17 protein-coding genes are annotated in these 19,256 nt (G+C 71.5%); 7 read left to right on the top strand and 10 right to left on the bottom strand.

Features of this window, described 5'->3' with window-relative positions; genetic code table 11:
- Positions 1 to 44: 44 nt before the first annotated feature.
- Positions 45 to 809: an arylamine N-acetyltransferase family protein gene (locus CLV71_RS19300; protein ID WP_133904176.1), complete on the top strand. Its 765-nt coding sequence runs from the start codon at positions 45 to 47 to the stop codon at positions 807 to 809.
- Here the strand turns inward: CLV71_RS19300 and CLV71_RS19295 are convergent.
- The 3 genes from CLV71_RS19295 to pheA form a co-directional block, all read right to left on the bottom strand.
- Complete coding sequence (locus CLV71_RS19295; protein ID WP_133904175.1) at positions 799 to 1,599, bottom strand: ABC transporter permease; 801 nt, start codon at positions 1,597 to 1,599, stop codon at positions 799 to 801. The genes CLV71_RS19300 and CLV71_RS19295 overlap by 11 nt on opposite strands.
- Positions 1,596 to 2,552 (bottom strand): ATP-binding cassette domain-containing protein, encoded by a 957-nt coding sequence (locus CLV71_RS19290; protein ID WP_166664161.1) that lies wholly within the window; start codon positions 2,550 to 2,552, stop codon positions 1,596 to 1,598. The genes CLV71_RS19295 and CLV71_RS19290 overlap by 4 nt, the downstream gene beginning before the upstream one ends.
- A gap of 94 nt (positions 2,553 to 2,646) precedes the next feature.
- A complete protein-coding gene (gene pheA / locus CLV71_RS19285) occupies positions 2,647 to 3,564 on the bottom strand; it encodes a prephenate dehydratase (RefSeq protein ID WP_133904174.1) in 918 nt (305 codons plus the stop codon).
- A 110-nt stretch (positions 3,565 to 3,674) separates the two neighbouring features.
- On the opposite strand from pheA, the gene CLV71_RS19280 reads away from it, so the two are divergent.
- Complete coding sequence (locus CLV71_RS19280; RefSeq protein ID WP_133904173.1) at positions 3,675 to 4,274, top strand: macro domain-containing protein; 600 nt, start codon at positions 3,675 to 3,677, stop codon at positions 4,272 to 4,274.
- 49 nt (positions 4,275 to 4,323) lie between these two features.
- Here CLV71_RS19280 and CLV71_RS19275 read toward each other — a convergent pair whose 3' ends face one another.
- Positions 4,324 to 4,812: a GNAT family N-acetyltransferase gene (locus tag CLV71_RS19275; protein WP_133904172.1), complete on the bottom strand. Its 489-nt coding sequence runs from the start codon at positions 4,810 to 4,812 to the stop codon at positions 4,324 to 4,326.
- Positions 4,813 to 4,856: 44 nt separating this feature from the next.
- Here CLV71_RS19275 and coaA point away from each other — a divergent pair, with 44 nt between their 5' ends.
- The 3 genes from coaA to CLV71_RS19260 all read left to right on the top strand — a co-directional run bounded on the left by coaA (position 4,857) and on the right by CLV71_RS19260 (position 7,255).
- On the top strand, positions 4,857 to 5,783 hold the full coding sequence (gene coaA, locus CLV71_RS19270) for a type I pantothenate kinase (RefSeq protein ID WP_424923895.1): 927 nt from the start codon (positions 4,857 to 4,859) through the stop codon (positions 5,781 to 5,783).
- Between the two features lie 86 nt (positions 5,784 to 5,869).
- On the top strand, positions 5,870 to 6,613 hold the full coding sequence (locus CLV71_RS19265; RefSeq protein WP_208297619.1) for a maleylpyruvate isomerase family mycothiol-dependent enzyme: 744 nt from the start codon (positions 5,870 to 5,872) through the stop codon (positions 6,611 to 6,613).
- 9 nt (positions 6,614 to 6,622) lie between these two features.
- Positions 6,623 to 7,255, top strand: coding sequence for a response regulator (locus tag CLV71_RS19260; protein ID WP_133904169.1), 633 nt, complete (start codon positions 6,623 to 6,625; stop codon positions 7,253 to 7,255).
- A 56-nt stretch (positions 7,256 to 7,311) separates the two neighbouring features.
- Here the strand turns inward: CLV71_RS19260 and CLV71_RS19255 are convergent, their stop codons facing one another.
- The 6 genes from CLV71_RS19255 to CLV71_RS19230 all read right to left on the bottom strand — a co-directional run bounded on the left by CLV71_RS19255 (position 7,312) and on the right by CLV71_RS19230 (position 17,207).
- Entirely contained in the window at positions 7,312 to 9,795 is a 2,484-nt protein-coding gene (locus tag CLV71_RS19255; RefSeq protein ID WP_133904168.1) for an FtsX-like permease family protein, read from the bottom strand.
- A complete protein-coding gene (locus tag CLV71_RS19250; protein ID WP_133904167.1) occupies positions 9,795 to 10,553 on the bottom strand; it encodes an ABC transporter ATP-binding protein in 759 nt (252 codons plus the stop codon). The genes CLV71_RS19255 and CLV71_RS19250 overlap by 1 nt, the downstream gene beginning before the upstream one ends.
- Before the next feature lie 94 nt (positions 10,554 to 10,647).
- On the bottom strand, positions 10,648 to 11,778 hold the full coding sequence (locus CLV71_RS19245) for a GAF domain-containing sensor histidine kinase (RefSeq protein WP_133904166.1): 1,131 nt from the start codon (positions 11,776 to 11,778) through the stop codon (positions 10,648 to 10,650).
- An 8-nt stretch (positions 11,779 to 11,786) separates the two neighbouring features.
- Positions 11,787 to 14,768 (bottom strand): thiol reductant ABC exporter subunit CydC, encoded by a 2,982-nt coding sequence (gene cydC, locus CLV71_RS19240; RefSeq protein WP_243866573.1) that lies wholly within the window; start codon positions 14,766 to 14,768, stop codon positions 11,787 to 11,789.
- Positions 14,765 to 15,739, bottom strand: coding sequence for a cytochrome d ubiquinol oxidase subunit II (cydB, locus tag CLV71_RS19235; protein ID WP_133904165.1), 975 nt, complete (start codon positions 15,737 to 15,739; stop codon positions 14,765 to 14,767). The genes cydC and cydB overlap by 4 nt, the downstream gene beginning before the upstream one ends.
- Before the next feature lie 10 nt (positions 15,740 to 15,749).
- Entirely contained in the window at positions 15,750 to 17,207 is a 1,458-nt protein-coding gene (locus CLV71_RS19230) for a cytochrome ubiquinol oxidase subunit I (RefSeq protein ID WP_133904164.1), read from the bottom strand.
- Positions 17,208 to 17,510: 303 nt separating this feature from the next.
- Here CLV71_RS19230 and CLV71_RS19225 point away from each other — a divergent pair, with 303 nt between their 5' ends.
- A complete protein-coding gene (locus CLV71_RS19225) occupies positions 17,511 to 18,113 on the top strand; it encodes a TMEM165/GDT1 family protein (protein WP_133904163.1) in 603 nt (200 codons plus the stop codon).
- A gap of 65 nt (positions 18,114 to 18,178) precedes the next feature.
- Positions 18,179 to 19,039, top strand: coding sequence for an oxygenase MpaB family protein (locus CLV71_RS19220; RefSeq protein WP_133904162.1), 861 nt, complete (start codon positions 18,179 to 18,181; stop codon positions 19,037 to 19,039).
- Positions 19,040 to 19,256: the final 217 nt, after the last annotated feature.

The following is a 19,256-nucleotide window of genomic DNA, read 5'->3' as shown; positions in this document are numbered from 1 at the left end:
TCCCGCTTGACCTCGACCTAGGTGGAGCGGGCACCGTATGAGCCATGGATCGTGACACCGCCGTGCGCTACCTCGACCGGATCTCGGCGCCGGAGCCGCGGCAACCGGATCTCGCCACTCTCCGTGAGCTGCAGCGGCGCCACCTCGAGACCGTGCCGTTCGAGAACCTGTCGATCCACCTCGGCGAGCCCATCCTGCTGACGGAGGACGCGCTGGTCGAGAAGGTCGTCGGGCGGCGGCGCGGCGGGTTCTGCTACGAGCTCAACGGCCTGTTCTCCATGCTCCTGACCGCGCTCGGTTTCGACGTGCGGCTGCACGCCGCCAGCGTGTTCGGTGCGGACGGCACGCTTTCCCCCGCCTTCGACCACCTCGTGCTCAGCGTCGAGCTCGACGAGCGGTGGCTCGTCGACGTCGGGTTCGGCGTGTTCGCCGACCAGCCCCTGCGGCGGGACTGGCCCGAGGCGCAGGAGGACCCGGCCGGCTCCTTCCTCGTGCTCGACGCGCCGGGAGGAGACCTCGACCTCGTGATGAACGGCGAGCGGCAGTACCGTGCCGAGGCGTACGAGCGCAGGCTCACGGACTTCGTACGCCCCTGCTGGTGGCACGCCACCTCGCCCGATTCGCACTTCCGCACGGTCGCGCGGTGCTCGCGGCGCACGGAGGACGGGCGCGTCAGCATCGTCGGCGACCGGCTCTACGAGACCGCGGGCGGTGAGCGGACCGAGACCGTCCTGGCCACCGACGCCGAAATGCTCACCGCCTACGAGAAGCACTTCGGCATGCGGCTGCCGAGGTCGCCTACTTGCTAGCCACCCTCCGGTACTTCGCCACGGCCAGCGGCACGAACACGGCCAGGATCACGACCGACGACAGCAACGCGTAGAGCACCGCGTTGTCGGCAGGCCAGCCCGGGGACGGCGCCATCCCGGGTGGTGCCTCGTTGCCGAAGAGGTCACGCACCGACTGGATCACCGCCGTGAACGGGTTCCACTCCGCGATGGCGCGCAGGGGCCCCGGCATCGTCCCCGCGCCGACGAACGCCGACGAGATGAACGAGAGCGGGAACAACCACATGAGCCCCGCACTCTGCGCGATCTCCACACTCGGCGCCGACAGGCCGATCAGCGCGCCGATCCACGACATCGCGAACCCGAACAGCAACAGCACCAGGTACGCGAGCACCGCGTCGAGGAAGCTGCCCCGGATCCGCCAGCCGACGAGGAGCCCGCACAGCGACATGATCAGCAGCGCCAACGACGACACGACAAGGTCGGACGTCGTGCGACCGAGCAGGACCGCGAGCCGGGACATCGGCAGCGACCTGAACCGGTCGATGATGCCCTTCTGCAGGTCGTTGCACAGTCCGATCACGGTGAACGCCGAGTTGAACGAGATCGTCTGCACGAAGATGCCCGCGATCAGGAACTCGCGGTACTGACCACCGCCGAGCGCGCCGCCGAACACGTACGCGAACAGCAGCACGAACATGATCGGCTGCACCACGGCGGCGAACAGCCAGTCGGCGTTGCGCCGGACGTTGAGCAGGTTGCGCCACGCGACGATGCCGCCGTCACGCAGGCCCTGGGAAAGAACGGTCACTGGTTCTCCTCCGTCGCGTGGCCGGTGAGCGAGAGGAACACGTCATCGAGGGTCGGACGGTGCAGGCCGACGTCCAGGACGGTCACGCCCTCGACGTCGAGCCTGCGCAGCGCCTCGACCAGCGACTTCGCGCCTGCGTCGACGACCACCTGCACCCGCCTGGCGTGCTGGTCGACGGTCGGCTCGCCCGAGCCGACCGCCGCGAGCACCCGGCGCGCGGTCTCCACCTCCGCCTGCTCGCCGACCACGATCTCCAGGCGCTCGCCGCCGACCTCGCCCTTCAGGTGGTCGGCCGTGCCACTCGCGATCACGCGGCCGTGGTCGATCACCAGGATCGTGTCGGCCAGCTGGTCGGCCTCCTCGAGGTACTGCGTGGTCAGCAGCACCGTCGTGCCGTCGGACACCAGCTCGCCGATGACCTCCCAGGTGTCGAGGCGGCCACGCGGGTCGAGACCCGTGGTCGGCTCGTCGAGCAGCACGACCGCGGGCGTCGCGACCAGCGCACCCGCCAGGTCGAGCCTGCGACGCATGCCCCCGGAGTACGTCTTCGCGGGCCTGGCCGCCGCGTCGGTGAGCCGGAAACGGCTGATCAACGCGTTCGCCCGGGCGCGGGCGTCCGGCTTGTTCATGCCGTACAGGCGGCCGACCATGTAGAGGTTCTCGAAGCCGGTCAGGTTCTCGTCGACGGCCGCGTACTGGCCGGACAGCCCGATCGACTCACGCACCCTACCCGGCTCGGCGAGCACGTCGTGCCCGGCCACCCACGCGCGGCCGGAGTCCGGGCGTAGCAGCGTGGTGAGGATCCGCACCACGGTCGTCTTCCCCGCCCCGTTCGGGCCGAGCAGGCCCAGCACCGTGCCGGTGGGTATCTCCAGGTCGATGCCGTCCAGCGCGCGGGTGGACCCGTAGGTCTTCACCAGCGCCTCCGCGCGAACCGCGCAGTCGGTGGACATGTTGAGGACTCCCCTGCCTCGTGAGTGCTACGAGGCGCACTGTAAACGGGCGCACCGACAATTTCGCCCGGTTTATGCGTTAAGGAGAAGTCCGCTAGCCGGTGCGGCCCGCACGCAGGCTCGACACCCACTCGTCGGCCGCGAGGTAGTCCTCGTCGGCGTTGTCCAGGCCCGCGATCGTGGGTGTCGGGTCGGCCTTCGGGTACGAGCCGAGGAAGCGGACGTGCTGGCAGCGGCGGTGCAGGGCGGCCAGCGCGTCGCCGACCCGCCGCTCGGCGATGTGTCCGTCGAAGTCCAGGTAGAAGCGGTACTCGCCGAGCCTGCCCTTCAGCGGGCGGGACTCGATGCGGCTCAGGTTGATGCCACGAAGCGCCAGCTCGGTGAGCATCTCCGCGAGCACGCCCGTCCGCTGGTAGGCGGCGACGGCGGAGATGGACGTGCGGTCCGAGCCGGTCGGGGCGGGCAGCGCGCCGGGCCTGCGCAGCACGAGGAAGCGGGTGACGGCGTCGTCGACGTCCGCGATGGCCGTGTGCAGGACGTCGAGCGCATAGTGCTCGACCGCGACGGGGGCGGTGATCGCGGCGTCGTACTGGCCGTCCAGCACGCCGACGGCCGCGGCGGCGGTCGAGGTCGAGGCGAACCGGGGCACGTCGGGCAGGTGGGCGCCGAGCCAGCCCTGGACCTGGGCGAGCGCGTGCGGGTGGCTGGCGACGGACTTGATGTCCGCCATGGTCGCGCCGGGCCGCACGAGAAGCGAGAAGGTGATCGGGAGGACGACCTCGCCGACGGCCACCAGGGGCTCGTCGACGGCGAGCGCGTCCATGGTGGCGGACACGGCGCCCTCGACCGAGTTCTCGACCGGCACGCACGCGAGGTCGGCGCGGCCCTGCCGGACGGTGGTGAGCGCCTCCGGCACGGTCACGACCGGCACGAACGTGTGGTCGGGCCGGGCAGCACGCGCGGCCTGCTCCGAGAAGGTTCCCTCTGGTCCGAAATAGGCGATGGTCGGCACCGGCCCACCCTAGCCCGGGCAGTCTGCCTGCCCGATCGGCTTAACCTGACAGGGTTAACAGTTCCCAACGGCGGTTACGCGGGGTGCTGTCGAAGTGCCATGCTGGGGCTGTGACCGCCGCCGAAGAGGCCGACCAAGCAGCGACCACGGCAGGAGGACAGCTTCGGCTGGTGCTCTGTGCCATCGAGGACGCCCTGGCCGAGGCATGGGAAGAGGCCGCGGACGGCAGGCAGGCGGTGCAGACCCACAAGGGTTCGACACTGGACGTGCCCGCGGACGCCGTCGTGAGCCCGGCCAACTCGTACGGGTGGATGCGCGGTGGCATCGACGCGATCTACGCGCGGACCTTCCCGGCGATCGAGCAGCACGTGCGCAGCGCGGTGCTCGCCTACCACGGCGGCGAGCTGCCGGTCGGGCAGGCGGTGATCGTGCCGACCGAGGCGGCCAGGCCCGCGTGGCTGGTCAGTGCGCCGACCATGCGCTCGCCGGGCGAGCTGCTGCCGCCGGACACGGTGCACCCGTACCTCGCCGCGCGGGCGGTGTTCAAACTGTGGCGCTACGGCAGGCTCGAGGACGAGCGGCCGGTGCGGGCCGTCGTGTCGACCATCGCCATGCCCGGTCTCGGCACCGGGGTGGGCGGTGTGCCGCCCTCGGCGTGCGCCCGGCAGGTGATGGCCGCGTGGGACGAGGTCTTCGCCGACGGAGCCTGACTACCGGCCCGAGCCCTCGCGGCTCCCTTTCCCACACCGACATGCGCACTCATGACAATTCCATGGCGAGTTCTATCTCGTCCCGGACCGGGATACCGTCGATGCCGTGGACGGGAATTCCCGGTTTGATCCTTCTCGCCTCGGCGACGGCGTCGACGCGCAGTGCCGTCAGACGAAAGCCCTCGCGCTGGTAGAAGCGCAGCGCCCGGGTGTTGTCGTTGGTCGTCGTGATGAGCACCCTCGCGAGACCGGTCGCCCGGCACTCGTCGACCAGGGCGCCGAGCAGGGCCGATCCGACGCCGCCACCGGCGAACGCGTTGATCGTCACCAGCACCGCGGTGTCGTCGCGGACCAGGTACGTGAGCAGGCCCACCACCTCGCCGCCCTGTTCGGCGAGCCACCCGGGCAGGGTCGAGGCGTCCACGGGACCACCGAGCGTCAGCGCCACGACCTCGGTGGCGCCCCACTCGCGGACCAGCAGCGACGTCACGGCCGGCCGGTCGGCAGGGGTGAGCGGGCGGAGCGTGTACGGAGTCACAGTGCTCAGCCTGCCGGAAGGCCCTAACGTTTGTTGATGTGGCGGTGAAGACTCGCGACCTCAGCCCTTACGTGGAGCTGCGTCGCGAGCAGTGGCGGGAGTTACGGCGGGCCACGCCGCTGACGCTGACGCTGGACGAGTTGGTGCGGCTGCGTGGCCTTGGTGACCCGGTCGACCTCGACGAGGTGACCGATGTCTACCTGCCGCTGTCGAGGCTGATCAGCCTGCGGGTGGCGGCGCGGCAGCGGCTGTACGCGGACACGACGTCGTTCCTCGGGGAGCCGTCGGCCCCGCCGGTGCCGTTCGTGATCGGGATCGCCGGGAGCGTCGCGGTCGGGAAGTCGACGACGGCGCGCCTGCTGCGGACCCTGCTGGCGCGATGGCCGGATCACCCACACGTGGACCTCGTCACCACGGACGGGTTCCTGTGGCCGAAGGCCGACCTCACCCGGCGCGGCATGATGAGCCGCAAGGGGTTCCCGGAGAGTTACGACCGGCGGAGCCTGTTGCGGTTCGTGACCGACGTGAAGTCCGGAGCGCCCGAGGTGCACGCGCCGGTGTACTCGCACCTGCTCTACGACATCGTGCCCGGTGAGACGCAGGTCGTGCGGAAGCCGGACATTCTCATCATCGAGGGCCTGAACGTGCTCCTGCCGGGCCAGCGGCTGGCGGTGGCCGACCTGTTCGACTTCTCGATCTACGTCGACGCGCACACGGAGGACATCGCCCGCTGGTACGTGGAGCGGTTCCTGACGCTGCGCGACACCGCGTTCTCCGATCCGACGTCGCACTTCCACCACTACGCGGAGCTGACGGACGAACAGGCCCGCGCCGAGGCCGCACGCCTGTGGGAGACGATCAACGAGCCGAACCTCGTGAACAACATCCTGCCGACGCGGCCGAGGGCATCGCTCGTGCTGCGCAAGGACGCCGACCACCGGATCAGCCGGGTCCGCCTGCGCAAGCTCTGACGGTCGGCGGGCGTCGGCGAACGGGCAGCGGCGGCAGGCCTGTGCACGCAGCCGACGCTGTCGGTGTCCCGTGGTTAGGTGTCCGCGTGGACGAGCAGAGATTCCTGGAGTGCCTCGACGACGAGTACACGCGGTTGCGTGAGGTCGCGGCGGGTGCGCTGGACCTTCGGGTGCCCTCCTGTCCCGGGTGGACCGGCGCTGATCTGGTGCGGCACGTCGCCGAGGTGTACCTCCACAAGGCGGAGACGATGCGGCGGGGTGCCTGGCCAAGGCCGTGGCCGCCCGACCTGCCCGGTGATCCGCTCGTCTCCCTCGACGACGCCTACCGCACGCTTGTCGGGGAGCTGACCTCCCACAAGCCCGCCGACCCCGCGCTGACCTGGTACGACCCGGACCAGACCGTCGGGTTCTGGCTGCGGCGGATGGCCCAGGAGACCGTCATCCACCGGTTCGACGCCGAGTTGGCCGCCGACGTCGACCACAGTCCCGTGCCGGCCGACCTCGCCGACGACGGGATCGACGAGGTGCTGGAGTGCTTTCTCGCCTACTCGTCGGTGGTGGACCCGGAGGAGTTCGACACTCACCTCGCCGAGTGCGACGGTCGGACGGTGCAGATCGCCACCGAGGCCGGGGGCTGGCAGGTCCAGCTCGGGCCTTCGGTCGTGTCCGTGGCGCGGGGGCACTTCGACGCCGAGGCCGGGGTCGCCGGGGAGGCGGCCGCCGTGTTGCGGTGGGTGTGGCGGCGGGCGGGTGACGAGGGCGTCGCCCTGGACGGGAACCGGTGGATTCTCGGGAAGCTTCGGATGCTCCTGGGGGTGACCACGCAATAGCCTTGCGGCATGGCGGTTCGGGTGGCGCTCGTCGACGATCACGAGGTGGTGCGGCGTGGGCTGCGTGACCTGCTCGGCGGCGAGCCCGGTATCGAGGTGGTCGCCGAGGCAGGCGGGGTCGAGGAGGCGATGGCCCGGGTGGCCGCGACCTCGCCCGACGTGGTCGTCGTGGACGTGCGCCTGCCCGACGGGGACGGGGTCGCGCTGTGCCGCGACCTTCGCCGGCTCGACCCGGCGCCGCGCTGTCTGGTGCTCACCGCGTTCGACGACGAGCGCGCGCTGGTCGAGGCGATCATGGCGGGGGCCTCCGGGTACCTGTTGAAACAGGTGCGGGGGCAGGACCTTGTCGACGCCGTTCGCGAGGTCGCGGCCGGGCGGTCGCTGCTGGACCCCGTGACCACGGCGCGGGTGCTCGATCGGATGCGGGAGTCGGCCAAGACCGACGAGCTGGCCGCCCTGACCGAGCGGGAGCGTGAGGTCCTCGACCTGGTCGGGGAAGGGCTCACCAACCGTCAGATCGCGGAACGTCTGTTCCTGGCGGAGAAGACGGTCAAGAACTACGTGACGTCCGTGCTCGCGAAGCTCGGCATGGAGCGGCGCACCCAGGCCGTGGCCTGGATCGCCCGGCGGCACCCACGCTGACACCACAGTGGGCGGTCCCCCCGGCGCGACGGGACCGCCCACTGCTTCCGGCCGGCTCAGGCGGGTGCGACCGCCGCCTCCGCCGGTCGGATCCTGAGGCCCACCCACGTGGAGAACAGGGTGGCGCCGAAGGTCAGGAGCGCTACCGCCCCGGTCACGCCCAGGTAGATCGCCAGCGGCCCCTTCGGCATCAGCGAACCGTCCGTCACCAGCGTGAACGGCACCAGCGTCGCGAACGCCACGACCGTCCCGAACAGCACGCCGATCACCGTGGTCAGGCCCGCCTCCACCGTCATCATGCGGAGGATCTGCCCCCTCGTGGCACCGGTCAGGCGCTGCAGGCCGAACTCCCTGCGCCTGGCACCGATGGACATCACCAGGCTGTTCACCACCGAGATGGCCGTGTACGCCACGATCATGCCCGCCATCAGGTAGTTGATCCACGCACCGATCTCCTGGCCCTTCGCGTAGCTCGACACCAGGGTGTCCCGGTCGACCACCGCCAGACCCGGGTGGCTCCTGGCCAGGTCCGCCAGGGCGGGCACGACCGCCGCCGGGTCGTCGGCGCGGATCATGATCTGGCTCGGCAGGCCGGAGGTCGTGTGCGACGCCACCAGGGCCGCGGGCATGAGCACCGTCTCGAAGCCCTCCCTGCTCGGGTACAGCGCCACGATCCGCACCCTGACCTGGGCACCGTCACCCATGCGCATCGTGATGGTGTCGCCGACGCCTCGGTTCAGTGCCGCCGCGTCCGACGTCGGCAACGCGATCGCGTTGCCGGTCAGGTCCGCCAGGCGGCCCTCGCTCACCTCCACCGCCGTGGTCTGCGCCGCGGCCTCGCCGGACACGCCCTGCACCTGCCAGCCGTCCTCGGACTGGTCCGGGTCGTACGGCTTCTCCACGTACACCGTGCTCGTCGCGTACTCCGACGCCGCTCGTACGCCCGGCACCCTGCGGACCTCGTCCACCAGGCCCTCGGGCACGTCACCCGACAGCACCAGGTCCGCACGCAGGTTCTCCACGTACGCCTCGTTCGCCACGGCCGTCGACGTGGTCTGCAGGTAGATGTTCGCCGTCGCCATGCCGGTGGCCAGCATGACCGGGGTGACCACCGCCGCGACGCGGATCGCACGGGTCTTCGTCGACAGGGTCGCCAGGTAGCCGGCCGTGCCCGTGAACGCGCGCACCGGCCAGCGCAGGATCGCCAGCACCACCTTCGTGATGCCAGGGGACACCAGCGCCAGCGCGATCGCCCACAGCATCACCGACGGGCCTGCCGTGCTCGCCGCGATCGGGCCGGTCATCACCGCGACCGTCACGATGAACAACGCGATGCCACCGCCGAACGCCAGCACGGCCAGCACCACCCGCACCCAGCTCAGCCAGCGGCGCTGGATCGAGGCGTCGGCCAGCGCCTCGGTCGGACGGGTGCGTGCGGCACGCCTGCCCGCGATCAGGGCACCGAAGAACGAGCCGATCAGCACCGCGCCGACGGCGACGACCATCGGGATCCAGCCCGTGTGGTGCGTCATCGCGGTCGGCACCACACCGCCTGACGCCAGCCGGTCGAACAGCCACCGGCCGAACAACCCGCCGAGCCCACAGCCGAGCGCGGTCGCGAACACCGCGATGAACAGGGACTCGCCCACCACCATCCGGCGCAGCTGGCCGGGAGTCGTGCCCACCGCCCGCAGCAGGGCCAGCTCACGCTGCCGCTGCTGGATCGACAGGCCCAGCGTCGTGGACACCACGAACAGCATCACCATCACGGCCAGTCCGCCGAACACCGCGGCCAGCACGATCAGGTTCTCCCCCGCCTGACCGGCGTCCGGGTACTCGGCGATGCCCCGCTCGTCCCCCGACAGCAGGTTCGCGCCGCGCCCGTCGAGCACCTTCGCGATGCGGTCGCCCGCGTCGGCCGACGCCCGCAGGCCGATCAGGTCGACCGTGCCGGGGTGTCCGGCGAGCCGGTCGACGTCCGTGTCCGCGAAGAACACGGCCGAGCCGGGCACGAGCCCCGACACGGTGAACGTCCTCGCCTCGCCGCGCACCCCCAGTGACACCCGCTCCCCCACCCGGGCACCCGAGTCGGTGCCGAGCACGACCTCCCCCGAGACCGGCTCGGTACCCGACGTGACGGTGACCGGCGTCAGTGACGCGGACGACCAGCCGTGGGCGTCGACCCGCGCGTCCTCCACCAGGACCGGCACGCTCACATCACCGATCGCGGCGGTCACCCCCGGCACCCGCGACAGCTCCGCCACCAGCGACTCCGGCAGCCGGACCCGCTCCCCCAGGAACCCGTTGTCCGTGTCCTCCTCCGGGTCGTTCGGGTCCGCCTTCGGCAGCGCCCACGTCTGGCTGGCCGTCACGACGAACCGCGTGTTCGCGAGGCGCTGTGCGGGCACCTCGCCGCGGATGCCCGTCTCCATCAGACCGCCGCACGCGAGCACGAGCATCGCGCCGATCGTCATCGCGAGGAACGTCGCGACGAACGCGCCCTTGCGGAACCGCAGGGTCCGCATCGCGATCCGGAACATCACCGCACCCCGGCGTGCTGCTCGTCGGCCCACGCGCCGAGGTGGGTCATGCGCTCGGCGACGGCCTCGGCGCTCGGCCGCAGCAGCTCGCCGACCAGCCGCCCGTCGGCGAGGAACACGACGCGGTCGGCGTGGGACGCGGCGACCGGGTCGTGCGTGACCATCACGATCGTCTGGCCAACCTGGTCGACCGAGGCGCGCAGCAGGTTCAGGACCTCACGGGCGGTGCGGGTGTCGAGGGCGCCGGTCGGCTCGTCGGCGAACATCACGGCGGGCCGGGTGATCAACGCGCGGGCGATCGCCACCCGCTGCTGCTGACCACCGGACAGCTCGCCGGGCAGGTGCTTGCGGCGGTCGGACAGGCCGACCTGTGCCAGCACCCTGTCGACGGACTCGCGGCTCGCGCGCTTGCCCGCCAGGCGAAGCGGGAGCGTGACGTTGTCCTGCACGGAGAACGCGGGCAGCAGGTTGAACGCCTGGAACACAAAGCCGACGCGGTCGCGGCGGAGCTTCGTCAGCGCCACCTCGGAGAGCGTGGCCAGTTCCTCGTCCTCCAGCTGGACCGAGCCGCTGGTCGGGCGGTCGAGCCCCGCGGCGCAGTGCAGGAACGTGCTCTTGCCGGACCCGGAAGGGCCCATGACGGCCGTGAAGGACGCCCGAGGGAAACCGATGGTGACCCCGTCGAGGGCGGTGACGCTGTTGCGACGGCTGCCGTACGTCTTGCGGACGTCGGTGAGCCGCACCACCTCGGTGGTCATGTTGTTCTCCTTTGCCTGTCGCACAGGAGAAGCCTCGCGTGTCCCGGCCTGGAGATCACTGGGGTGAGCAGGCGAACCGATGGTGGGGAAAGCCCTACCCCGGCAGCGGCACAGTCCAGGTGACGGTCGTGCCCCTGGGCGAGGACCGCACGACGCAGCGGCCGCCCGCCTGCCGCGCACGCTCCTCGAGGTGCTTGAGGCCGCGGTGCGTGACACCCTCGGGGATGCCGCAGCCGTCGTCCGCGACCACCAGTTCCAGCGCCCCGTTGCGTCCGATGTGGACGGTCACGTGGTGTGCGCCGGAGTGGCGGACCACATTGGACAGCGTCTCGCGCAGTGCCGCGCGGGCGTGGTCGGCGAGTGCGACGGGGACGCCCGCCAGGTCGCCGTCGAGCTCGAGCTCCGGGGTGAAGCCGAGCAGCTCGCCCGCGATGGCGACCTCGGTGCGTGCGGACTCGACGAGGTCGGTGACGTGGTCCGCCTCGGGGTTGCGCAGCGCGCGCACGACCGCACGGACGTCGGCGATCGACGCGTCGAGCTGGTCGATGGCGTCGGCGAGCCGTTGCGCGTCCTTGCGGGCGAGCTTGCGGGTCGGGCGGCGGGCTAGCAGGTCGAGCTGCATGCCGGCGCCGTAGAGGCGCTGGACGAGGACGTCGTGCAGGTCGCGGGCGATGCGCTCGCGTTCCTGGTAGAGGGTGAGACGGGCGCGGGCCGTGGCGCCCTCGGCGAGCACGAGGACGAGCCCCGCCTGCGCGGCGAACGCGGTGAGCACCTCGACAGCGGGCTCGGCGAACGGCCGCGCGCCTCGGTGCCGGTAGACGGTGAGCGCGCCGAGCCTGCGTTGTGTCGTGCCGAAGGGGGCGGCGGCGAAGGGCCCGAACGTCCGCAGCTCACGCGGGACGAACGGGGCGGTACGCGGGTCGGTGGCCACGTCGTCGACGACGGTCGCTACGCCGCTGCGTGCCGTGCGGGCCGCCGAGCTGCGTGCGGACAGGACCAGTCCGACGGGGTTGGTGAAGGTCGGGCCGGGGTCGCCGTGCGCGGCCTCGACGGTCAGCGACCCGTCGTCTGCGCGGGTCATGACGAGGCCGAGGTCGGCGTCGGCCAGCTCGGCGGCGTGGCGCACGACGAGGCGCAGCACCGCCTCCGGGTCCTCCCCGGACAACGCCGCTGTCGCGATCTCCGTCGAGGCGCCGAGCGCCTTCGCCGCGAGGACAGGTTCCATGAGCACTGTCAGGCTAGTTCCAGGACGGCGTCCGCGCGGGCCGCCTCCTCGCGGCGGTGGGTGACGTGGACGACCGTGCGTCCCGCGAGGCCGGCCAGGACCCGCCGCGCGGTGGGTTCGTCCAGGTGGGCCGTCGGCTCGTCGAGCAGGAGCAGGTCGGCGTCGGCGAGGAGCGCGCGGGCGATGGCGATGCGCTGGGCCTCGCCACCGGACGCGGTGGTCGGGTCGTCGTCGAGGCGGTCGGCCCAGGTGCCGATCTGGGCCGACTCGAGTGCGCGTCGCAGCTGGTCGTCGGTGGCGTGCGGGTCGGCGATGCGCAGGTTCTCGCGCAGCGTGGTCGCGACGAGGCTGGGCTCCTGCGGCACCCAGGCGGTGCTCGGGAGGCGGACGGTGCCGCGCTCGGCGGGCAGCAGACCGGCCATGAGGGCGAGGAGGGTGGACTTCCCCGCGCCGGAGGGACCGACGACGGCGAGGTGCGTGCCGGGTTCCAGCTGGAGGCTGACGCCACGCAGGGTCGGGGCGTCCGCGCCGGGCCAGCGCACGTCGACGTCGCGTAGTGCCATGCCGCGCTCGACGTCCTGGTGGTGGACCTCGGGGCACGCGGTGTGGACGGCACGCAGCGTGGCGAGGTGCTGGGCGGCGGCCGGGAGCGGGGCGAGTGTCTCCGCGAGGGCGAGTGGGAGCAGCGCCAGGACCGGGAGCAGCAGCGGGTCGACTCCGTCGGCGAGGGCGATGCTCGTGACGGAGGCGGCGCCGAGGGCGAGGACGACGAGTGCGTTGGCCGCACCCGCGCTGAACGCCTGACGACGGGCACGGACCCTGAGCCGCGCGTCCTCGTCGGCGAGGTCTGCCTGGACCGCGCGGTGCCTGCCGTTGGCGATGAGGTCCGGGGCGGCTTCCAGGAGGGTGAGGGCCGCGCCCGCGACGCGGCGGCGGCCCGCGGCGAGGGCGCGGGTGGCACGCCGGTCGACCGCGAGCGCGACGGCCGGTGCACCCAGTCCGGCCGCCGCGACCGCGATGGCGAGCACGAGACCGGCCGCGGGCAGGATCGGCGACTGCACGGCCACGGCCGCCACGCACACCCCCACCGCGACGAGCGGCGGGAGGAGGACCCTCGGGGTGAGGTCCCGGACGGTGTCGAGATCGGTGGTGAGGCGCCGGTAGTCGGCGGTGCGCCAGAGCCGCACGCGTTGTTCGGTGGTGGCACGAAAGGCGGCGTCGTGGGTGACGAGCCGCTCGGCGTAGCGGAGTCCGGCCCGTGCCAGGCCGAACGTCCTGACGCCGACGACCGCGATGCCGAGGGTGAGGACCGGCGGCTGGGTCGCGGCCTTGGCGATGAGCCAGGCGGAGGTGGCGGTCAGCGCGACCCCGGCCAGGAGGGCGGCGGCGCCGAGCGCCGCGCCCGCGACGAGCCTCGGGGTGACGAGGGTGCGGAGCGGAAGTCGTTGGGAGACCTGCGTTGTGGTGGCGGTCGTGCGACGTGGTGCGATGTCTTCGGCCGTGTCGTCGGTGGTCCGGTGACTGGCCAGGATGACGGCGGCGCCGGTGTCGGCGATGGCGGCGTTGACGCGGGCGGCGTTGGCCGGGTCCTGGTGGGCGGTGGGCTCGTCGAGCAGGAGGATGTCGGCGCCACGCGCCACGCGGAGGAGCGCGCGGGCCACCGCCACCCGCTGGCGTTCGCCGACGGACAGCTCCGCCAGCGGGCGGTCTGCGAGGTGAGCGAGGTTGAGCCGTTCGACGAGGTGACTGCCGCCCAGCTCGTCGTCCACCGTGCCGCCGGCGAACCTCGGAGTCTGGGGCACCCAGGCCACTCTGGCACGCCACGCCTCGATGTCCACTTCGGACAGTTCGCGGTCGCCGACCCGGATGTGGCCCTCGGTGGGCGCTACGAAGCCCAGCAGTGCGGCGAAGGTCGTGGATTTTCCTGACGCGCTCGGGGTGTCCAGGTGGATGGTCCTCCCCGGCGCCGCGGTGAAGGTGACACCGTCGGGGGCGTACGCGTCCCGGCGGCGGACCTTCAGGTCGGTGACCGTCAGGGGGCCGACCGCGGGATGGGTGCCGAAGACTGGCGGCTCCGGGAGCGCGGCTATCTCGCGAACGGCCTCCATGCCGGCCTCGCTCGCGTGGTGGGCGGCTCCTGCCTGGCGCAGCGGGAAGTAGCACTCCGGGGCCAGGACCAGCACGAACAGGCCAACTGCCAGCGAAAGGTCGCCGCCGACCAGCCGCATGCCGATGATCACCGCCACCAGCGCGACCGACAGCGTCGCCACGAGTTCCAGCACCAGCGCCGACGCGAACGCCACCCGGAGCGTCGCCATCGTGCTTCGACGGCCCGCCTCCGAGAGCCGGCGGATCGTCGTCGCCTGGGCATCCACCCGGCGGAACGCGGTCAGGACGGGACGGGCCCGCACCAACTCGCGGAGCTGGCGCGCCACTCGCTGGTCTGTCTCCGCCGCTTCCCTGACCCGGTCCCGGGTGTGCAGCCCCACCAGCGCCGCGAACAGGGGAACCAACGGAAGGGTCGCACCCACGACCAGCGCCGACGGCCAGTCCGCGACCAGCAACACCGCGGCGATACCCAGCGGCAGGATCGCCGCGTTCACCAACGCGGGCAGGTAGACGGCGAAGTAGTCGTCCAACGCGTCCAGTCCCCTGGTGGCCAGGACCGTCAGCTCCGCGCCCCTCGACACTGTCCACTCCGGACCCAGCGCGAGCGACCGGTCGAGCAGACGTGCTCGTAGCTCCTCCTTCGCACCCGCCGCCGCACGGGTCGCCACCACCTGGGTGGCCCAGCTCAGCAACGCTCTCGCCACCACCGCACCGGTCAGCACGACCAGGACCGGCCTGCCTGTCACCACTCCCGCGAGTGCCCAGGCCTGCACCACGAGCGCGACAGCGCTCAGTGCCGCCAGCACGGCGCACCCGACCAGTGCTCGGCGCGCCGCGCGAGACAGACGCGGCAGCGCGCCGAGCGGGCCGGTTCGACTCACGTGACCACCCGCTTGCGGAAGACCCAGTACGTCCAGCCCTGGTAGACCAGGACCGCCGGGAGGCCGAACGCCGCCAGCCAGGTCATCACCTTCAGCGTGTACGGGCTCGACGCGGCCCCCTGCACCGTCAGCGAGTTCGCCGCGTCCACCGTGGACGGAAGGACGTTCGGGTACAGCGCCCCGAACAGGGTCACCGCCGCTGCCGCCAGGGTCAGGCCCAGCAACGCGAACGCCTGCCCCTCCGCACCTGCCCGCAGGCGCCACCACGCGGCGGCAGCCGCCAGCGGAACCGCCAGTGCCGGCAACCACGTCCACGTGAACCCTTCCCGGAGCTGCGCCACCAGCACCAACGCCAGCAGCGGGACCAGACCCCACGGCAGGCACCCCAGCGCGAACCGGTGCGCCCTGCGGCGAAGCACGCCGTCCGTCTTGAGCGACACGAAGACGGCGCCGTGGACCAGTGCGAAGCCGGTGAACATCAGGGCCCCCACCGCCGTGTCCCACCGCAGCACGGCGGACGGTGAGCCAACGCGGTTACCCGACGCGTCCAGCGGGATACCCAGGATGTTCCACGACAGCAGGAGTCCCACACCCAGCGTCGCCACCAGCGAGCCGACTCCGTTGACCGCGTCCCAGCGAGCGCGCCAGCGGTCCGAGTCGACCTTGCCGCGCCACTCCAGTGCCACACCCCGACCGATCAGACCCAGCAGGATCAGCAGCATCAGCAGGTACGCGGCACTGAACAGGCTCGCATACCACCCGGGGAAGGCCGCGAACGTCGCCCCGGCCGCGACGATCAGCCACACCTCGTTGCCATCCCACACCGGACCGATCGTCGTCAGCATCGCGCCCCGTTCGGACTCCGTGCGGCCGAGGACACGCAACAGCATGCCGACGCCGAAGTCGAAGCCCTCCAGGAACAGGTAACCCAGCCACAGTGTCGCGATCGCGACGAACCAGAACGTCTCCACGGCTCGCTCCTCAGTACGCGAACGTCAGGTCGTCGGCGGGCTTCTCCTCCGCCGGTTCGTCCTCCGGCAGTCCCTTTCGGACGTACCGGCGGATGAGCGTCACCTCCAGCACGGCCAACACGCCGTACACGAGCGTCAGGGCGATCAACGACGTCAGGACCTCACCGACGCTCAGGCCCGACACCGCTCTGGCCGTGAACATCCACACCCCGTCCACACCGGACGGGTTCGGGGCCACGACGAACGGCTGGCGGCCCATCTCGGTGAAGAGCCAGCCGAAGCTGTTGGCCAGGAACGGCATCGCGATCGCTGCCAGCGCCGTGCGCGGGAACCACACCGACCTCGGCACCCGTCCCCGACGAGTCAGCCACAGGATCGCCAGGCCCCCCGACGTGCCCAGCGCGCCGAGGCCGATCATCAGGCGGAAACCCCAGTACGTCACCGGGAGGTTCGGCACGTAGTCGATCGGCTTGCCGGACAGCTCGCCGAGCCGCGGGTCGACCGGGTAGTTCGTGCCGTACTTCTCCTGGTACTGCTTCACCAGGTCCTGTACACCGGTGACCTCCGAGTGGAAGTCTCCCTTGGCCAGGAAGGAAAGCAGCGCGGGCACCGTGATCGACTTGACGTTCTCGCAGTCCGGCGAGGACACGTCGCCGATCGCGAACACCGACAGGCTCGCCGGTTGTTCCGTGTGGCACAGGGCCTCCGTCGACGCCATCTTCATCGGCTGCTGCTCGAACATCAGCTTTCCCTGCAGGTCCCCGGTGATCCCCAGTCCCGCGAACGCCACGACGCCCGCCCACGCCCCCAGGCGCACCGACGCCCGCCACACGTCCTGCCCGTCCCGCGACTTCCACAGCCGCCACGCGCCGATGCCCACCAGGAACGTCGCCGCCACCGCGAACGCGCCGAGGATCGTGTGCGGGAACGCGGCCAGCACCGTCGAGTTGCCCAGCAGCGCCCAGATCGAGGTCAGCCGCGGCCTCCCGTCGACCAGCTCGACTCCCACCGGGTGCTGCATCCACGAGTTCGCCGACAGGATGAAGTACGCGGACGCGACCGAGGCCAGCGAGAACGCCCACACGCACGCCAGGTGCACGCGGCGGGGGAGCCGGTCCCAGCCGAACATCCACAGCCCCAGGAAGGTCGACTCCACGAAGAACGCGACCAGCCCCTCCATGGCGAGCGGCGCGCCGAACACGTCGCCGACGAAGCGCGAGTACTCGCTCCACGCCATGCCGAACTGGAACTCCTGGACGATGCCGGTGACGACGCCCATCGCGAAGTTGATCAGCAGGAGGTTGCCCCAGAAGCGGGTCATGCGCAGGTAGCGCGGGTTGTCGGTGCGCACCCACGCCGTCTGCATGCCCGCGACGAGCAGCGAGAGCCCGATCGTCAGCGGCACCATCAGGAAGTGGTAAACGGTCGTGATGCCGAACTGCCAGCGGGCCAGATCGAGGACTTCCACGCCTCCAGGCTTCTCCGCGCAGGCGCGCGCCGGCAGGTCCCGGGGTCCTGTCCGCGGAGGACCTAGGTCCTGTGAGGCCAGTCATAACACCACGTCAGGTACACTGGCGGCTGCCAGAGGGGAGTAGTTCCCGCGATCGGCTGAGCCGATCCGGCGAGTGCGTCGACATACTGATCCGCCAAGGCGGGTCCGGTGCCTCACCCGCTTCATGTGGGCGAACGAGACCTCCGGCCGGGTAGAACCATGCCCGGTCGGAGACACGTTGCCTCCTTCCGGGCCCGACCGCGGAGGGACTCCGTTCACATGGGCCACTGGCTCCTAGCCTTCGTTTCCGCGTACGGCGCTGTGTTCCTGCTGGAGCTGCCGGACAAGACGACCGCACTGACGCTCGTGCTGTCGAGCCGTTTCCGGAGCAAGGCGGTACTCGCGGGCGCGGCGGCGGCGTTCGCACTGCAGTCGATCATCGCCGTCGCGCTCGGGAGTGCGATCACGCTGCTGCCCGAGCGGATCGTCGCAGGCGCCATCGCGGTCCTGTTCGCCGTCGGCGCCTTCCTGCTGTGGCGCGAGAGCCTCGAGTCGGACACCGACGAGGCGGACGGCGGCGGTCTGTCCGCCCGGAACGCGGTGACCTTCGTGCGGGCGGCGATGGTGTCGTTCGGGACGCTCTTCCTCACCGAGTGGGGCGACGCGTCGCAGGTCACGGCCATCGGCGTCGCCGCGAGGTACGCAAGCCCCGTCGCCGTCGGCATCGGGACGTTCCTCGCGCTGATGAGCGTGACCGCGCTGGCCCTGCTGGTCGGCCGCAAGCTGCGGGCGAAGGTGCCCGCGCACTTCATCCAGCGTGGCGCGGCCGTCGTGTTCGTCGTGTTCGCTCTCCTGGCCGCCTACGAGGCGATCGTCGCCTAACGCAGGTCGCCCGCGGTGCGGCCCTAGGCTTGTTGGTGACAGCCTTCACCAGCAGGGAGTCGGGGATGCGTCAGCCGATCGAGCCGGGGACCCGGCTGTGGGACGAAACGGGGCTGGTCACGTTCTCGCTCACGACGGGGGCCGCGTTCGCGCTGCAGGTGATGCACCCGACCGTGGGTGCGGTGGTCGGCGAGCACTCGGTGTTCCGCACGGACGCGATCGGGCGGGCACAGCGGTCCATCGCGTCGGTGATGACCTGGGTGTACGGCGGCGAGGAGGCCCTGACCGAGGGTGACCGGCTGCGGGAGCTGCACGCGCCGCTGAAGTCGACGGTGGACGGGGTGACCCACAAGGCGCTCGCGTCGGGGCCGTGGGCGTGGATCATCCTGACCGCGCAGTACGCGTACGAGACCGGCGCGCGGTACTTCTCGCGGCGGCCGCTGTCCCACGCCGAGGCGGAGGAGTACTACGCGGAGATCGTCCAGCTGGCGCGGAACCTGCACGTGGCGGAGAAGGAGATCCCGCCGACCTACGACGCGTACCTGATGTACTTCGACGACATGCTCGACCGCACGCTGGTCGCGCACCCGACCACGTACGAGTTCCTGTCCGTGAGCCGGCGGATCCCGCCCCCACCCGCGCTGGCGCCGGTGCTGCGCCCGCTGTGGCGGCTTGCGACGGACGTACCGGGCCGGGTGCAGCTCTTCGTGACGATCGGGACGCTGCCGCCGAAGGCCCGGTCCACGCTGGGGCTCAGGTGGACGGCCCGTGACGAGCGGCGGCTGCGGCTCCTGGGGTCCGTGGTCGGCCGGGTGGTGCCGTTGCTGCCGGAACGGTTGCGGTACTTCCCCATCGCCTACGAGGCACGCAGGCTCGACCGGGCACGGCAGGCGTTGCGGCGGGTGGTGGAGCGGCGTCCCGTCTAGGCGTTACTACCAGGCCCAACTCGGCGCCACCACGACCTCTTCGGCGGTTCGGGTATCTGTCCCTTGCAGGAAGGGCATTGCCGCAGCTGGACCATGCGGTCGGTCGCGGCCCGGAACCGTCGAGTGGAGGCGTCGAGCAGGTCCGACCCGACGCCCAACGCCACGATGAGCACCACCGCCACCGTGGTCAGCACCAGGGTCCCGAACGGAACACCCA

The organism is Actinophytocola oryzae, from assembly GCF_004364325.1.
In the GTDB taxonomy this organism is placed as follows: domain Bacteria; phylum Actinomycetota; class Actinomycetes; order Mycobacteriales; family Pseudonocardiaceae; genus Actinophytocola; species Actinophytocola oryzae.
This window is presented reverse-complemented; position numbering and strand designations above follow the sequence as displayed.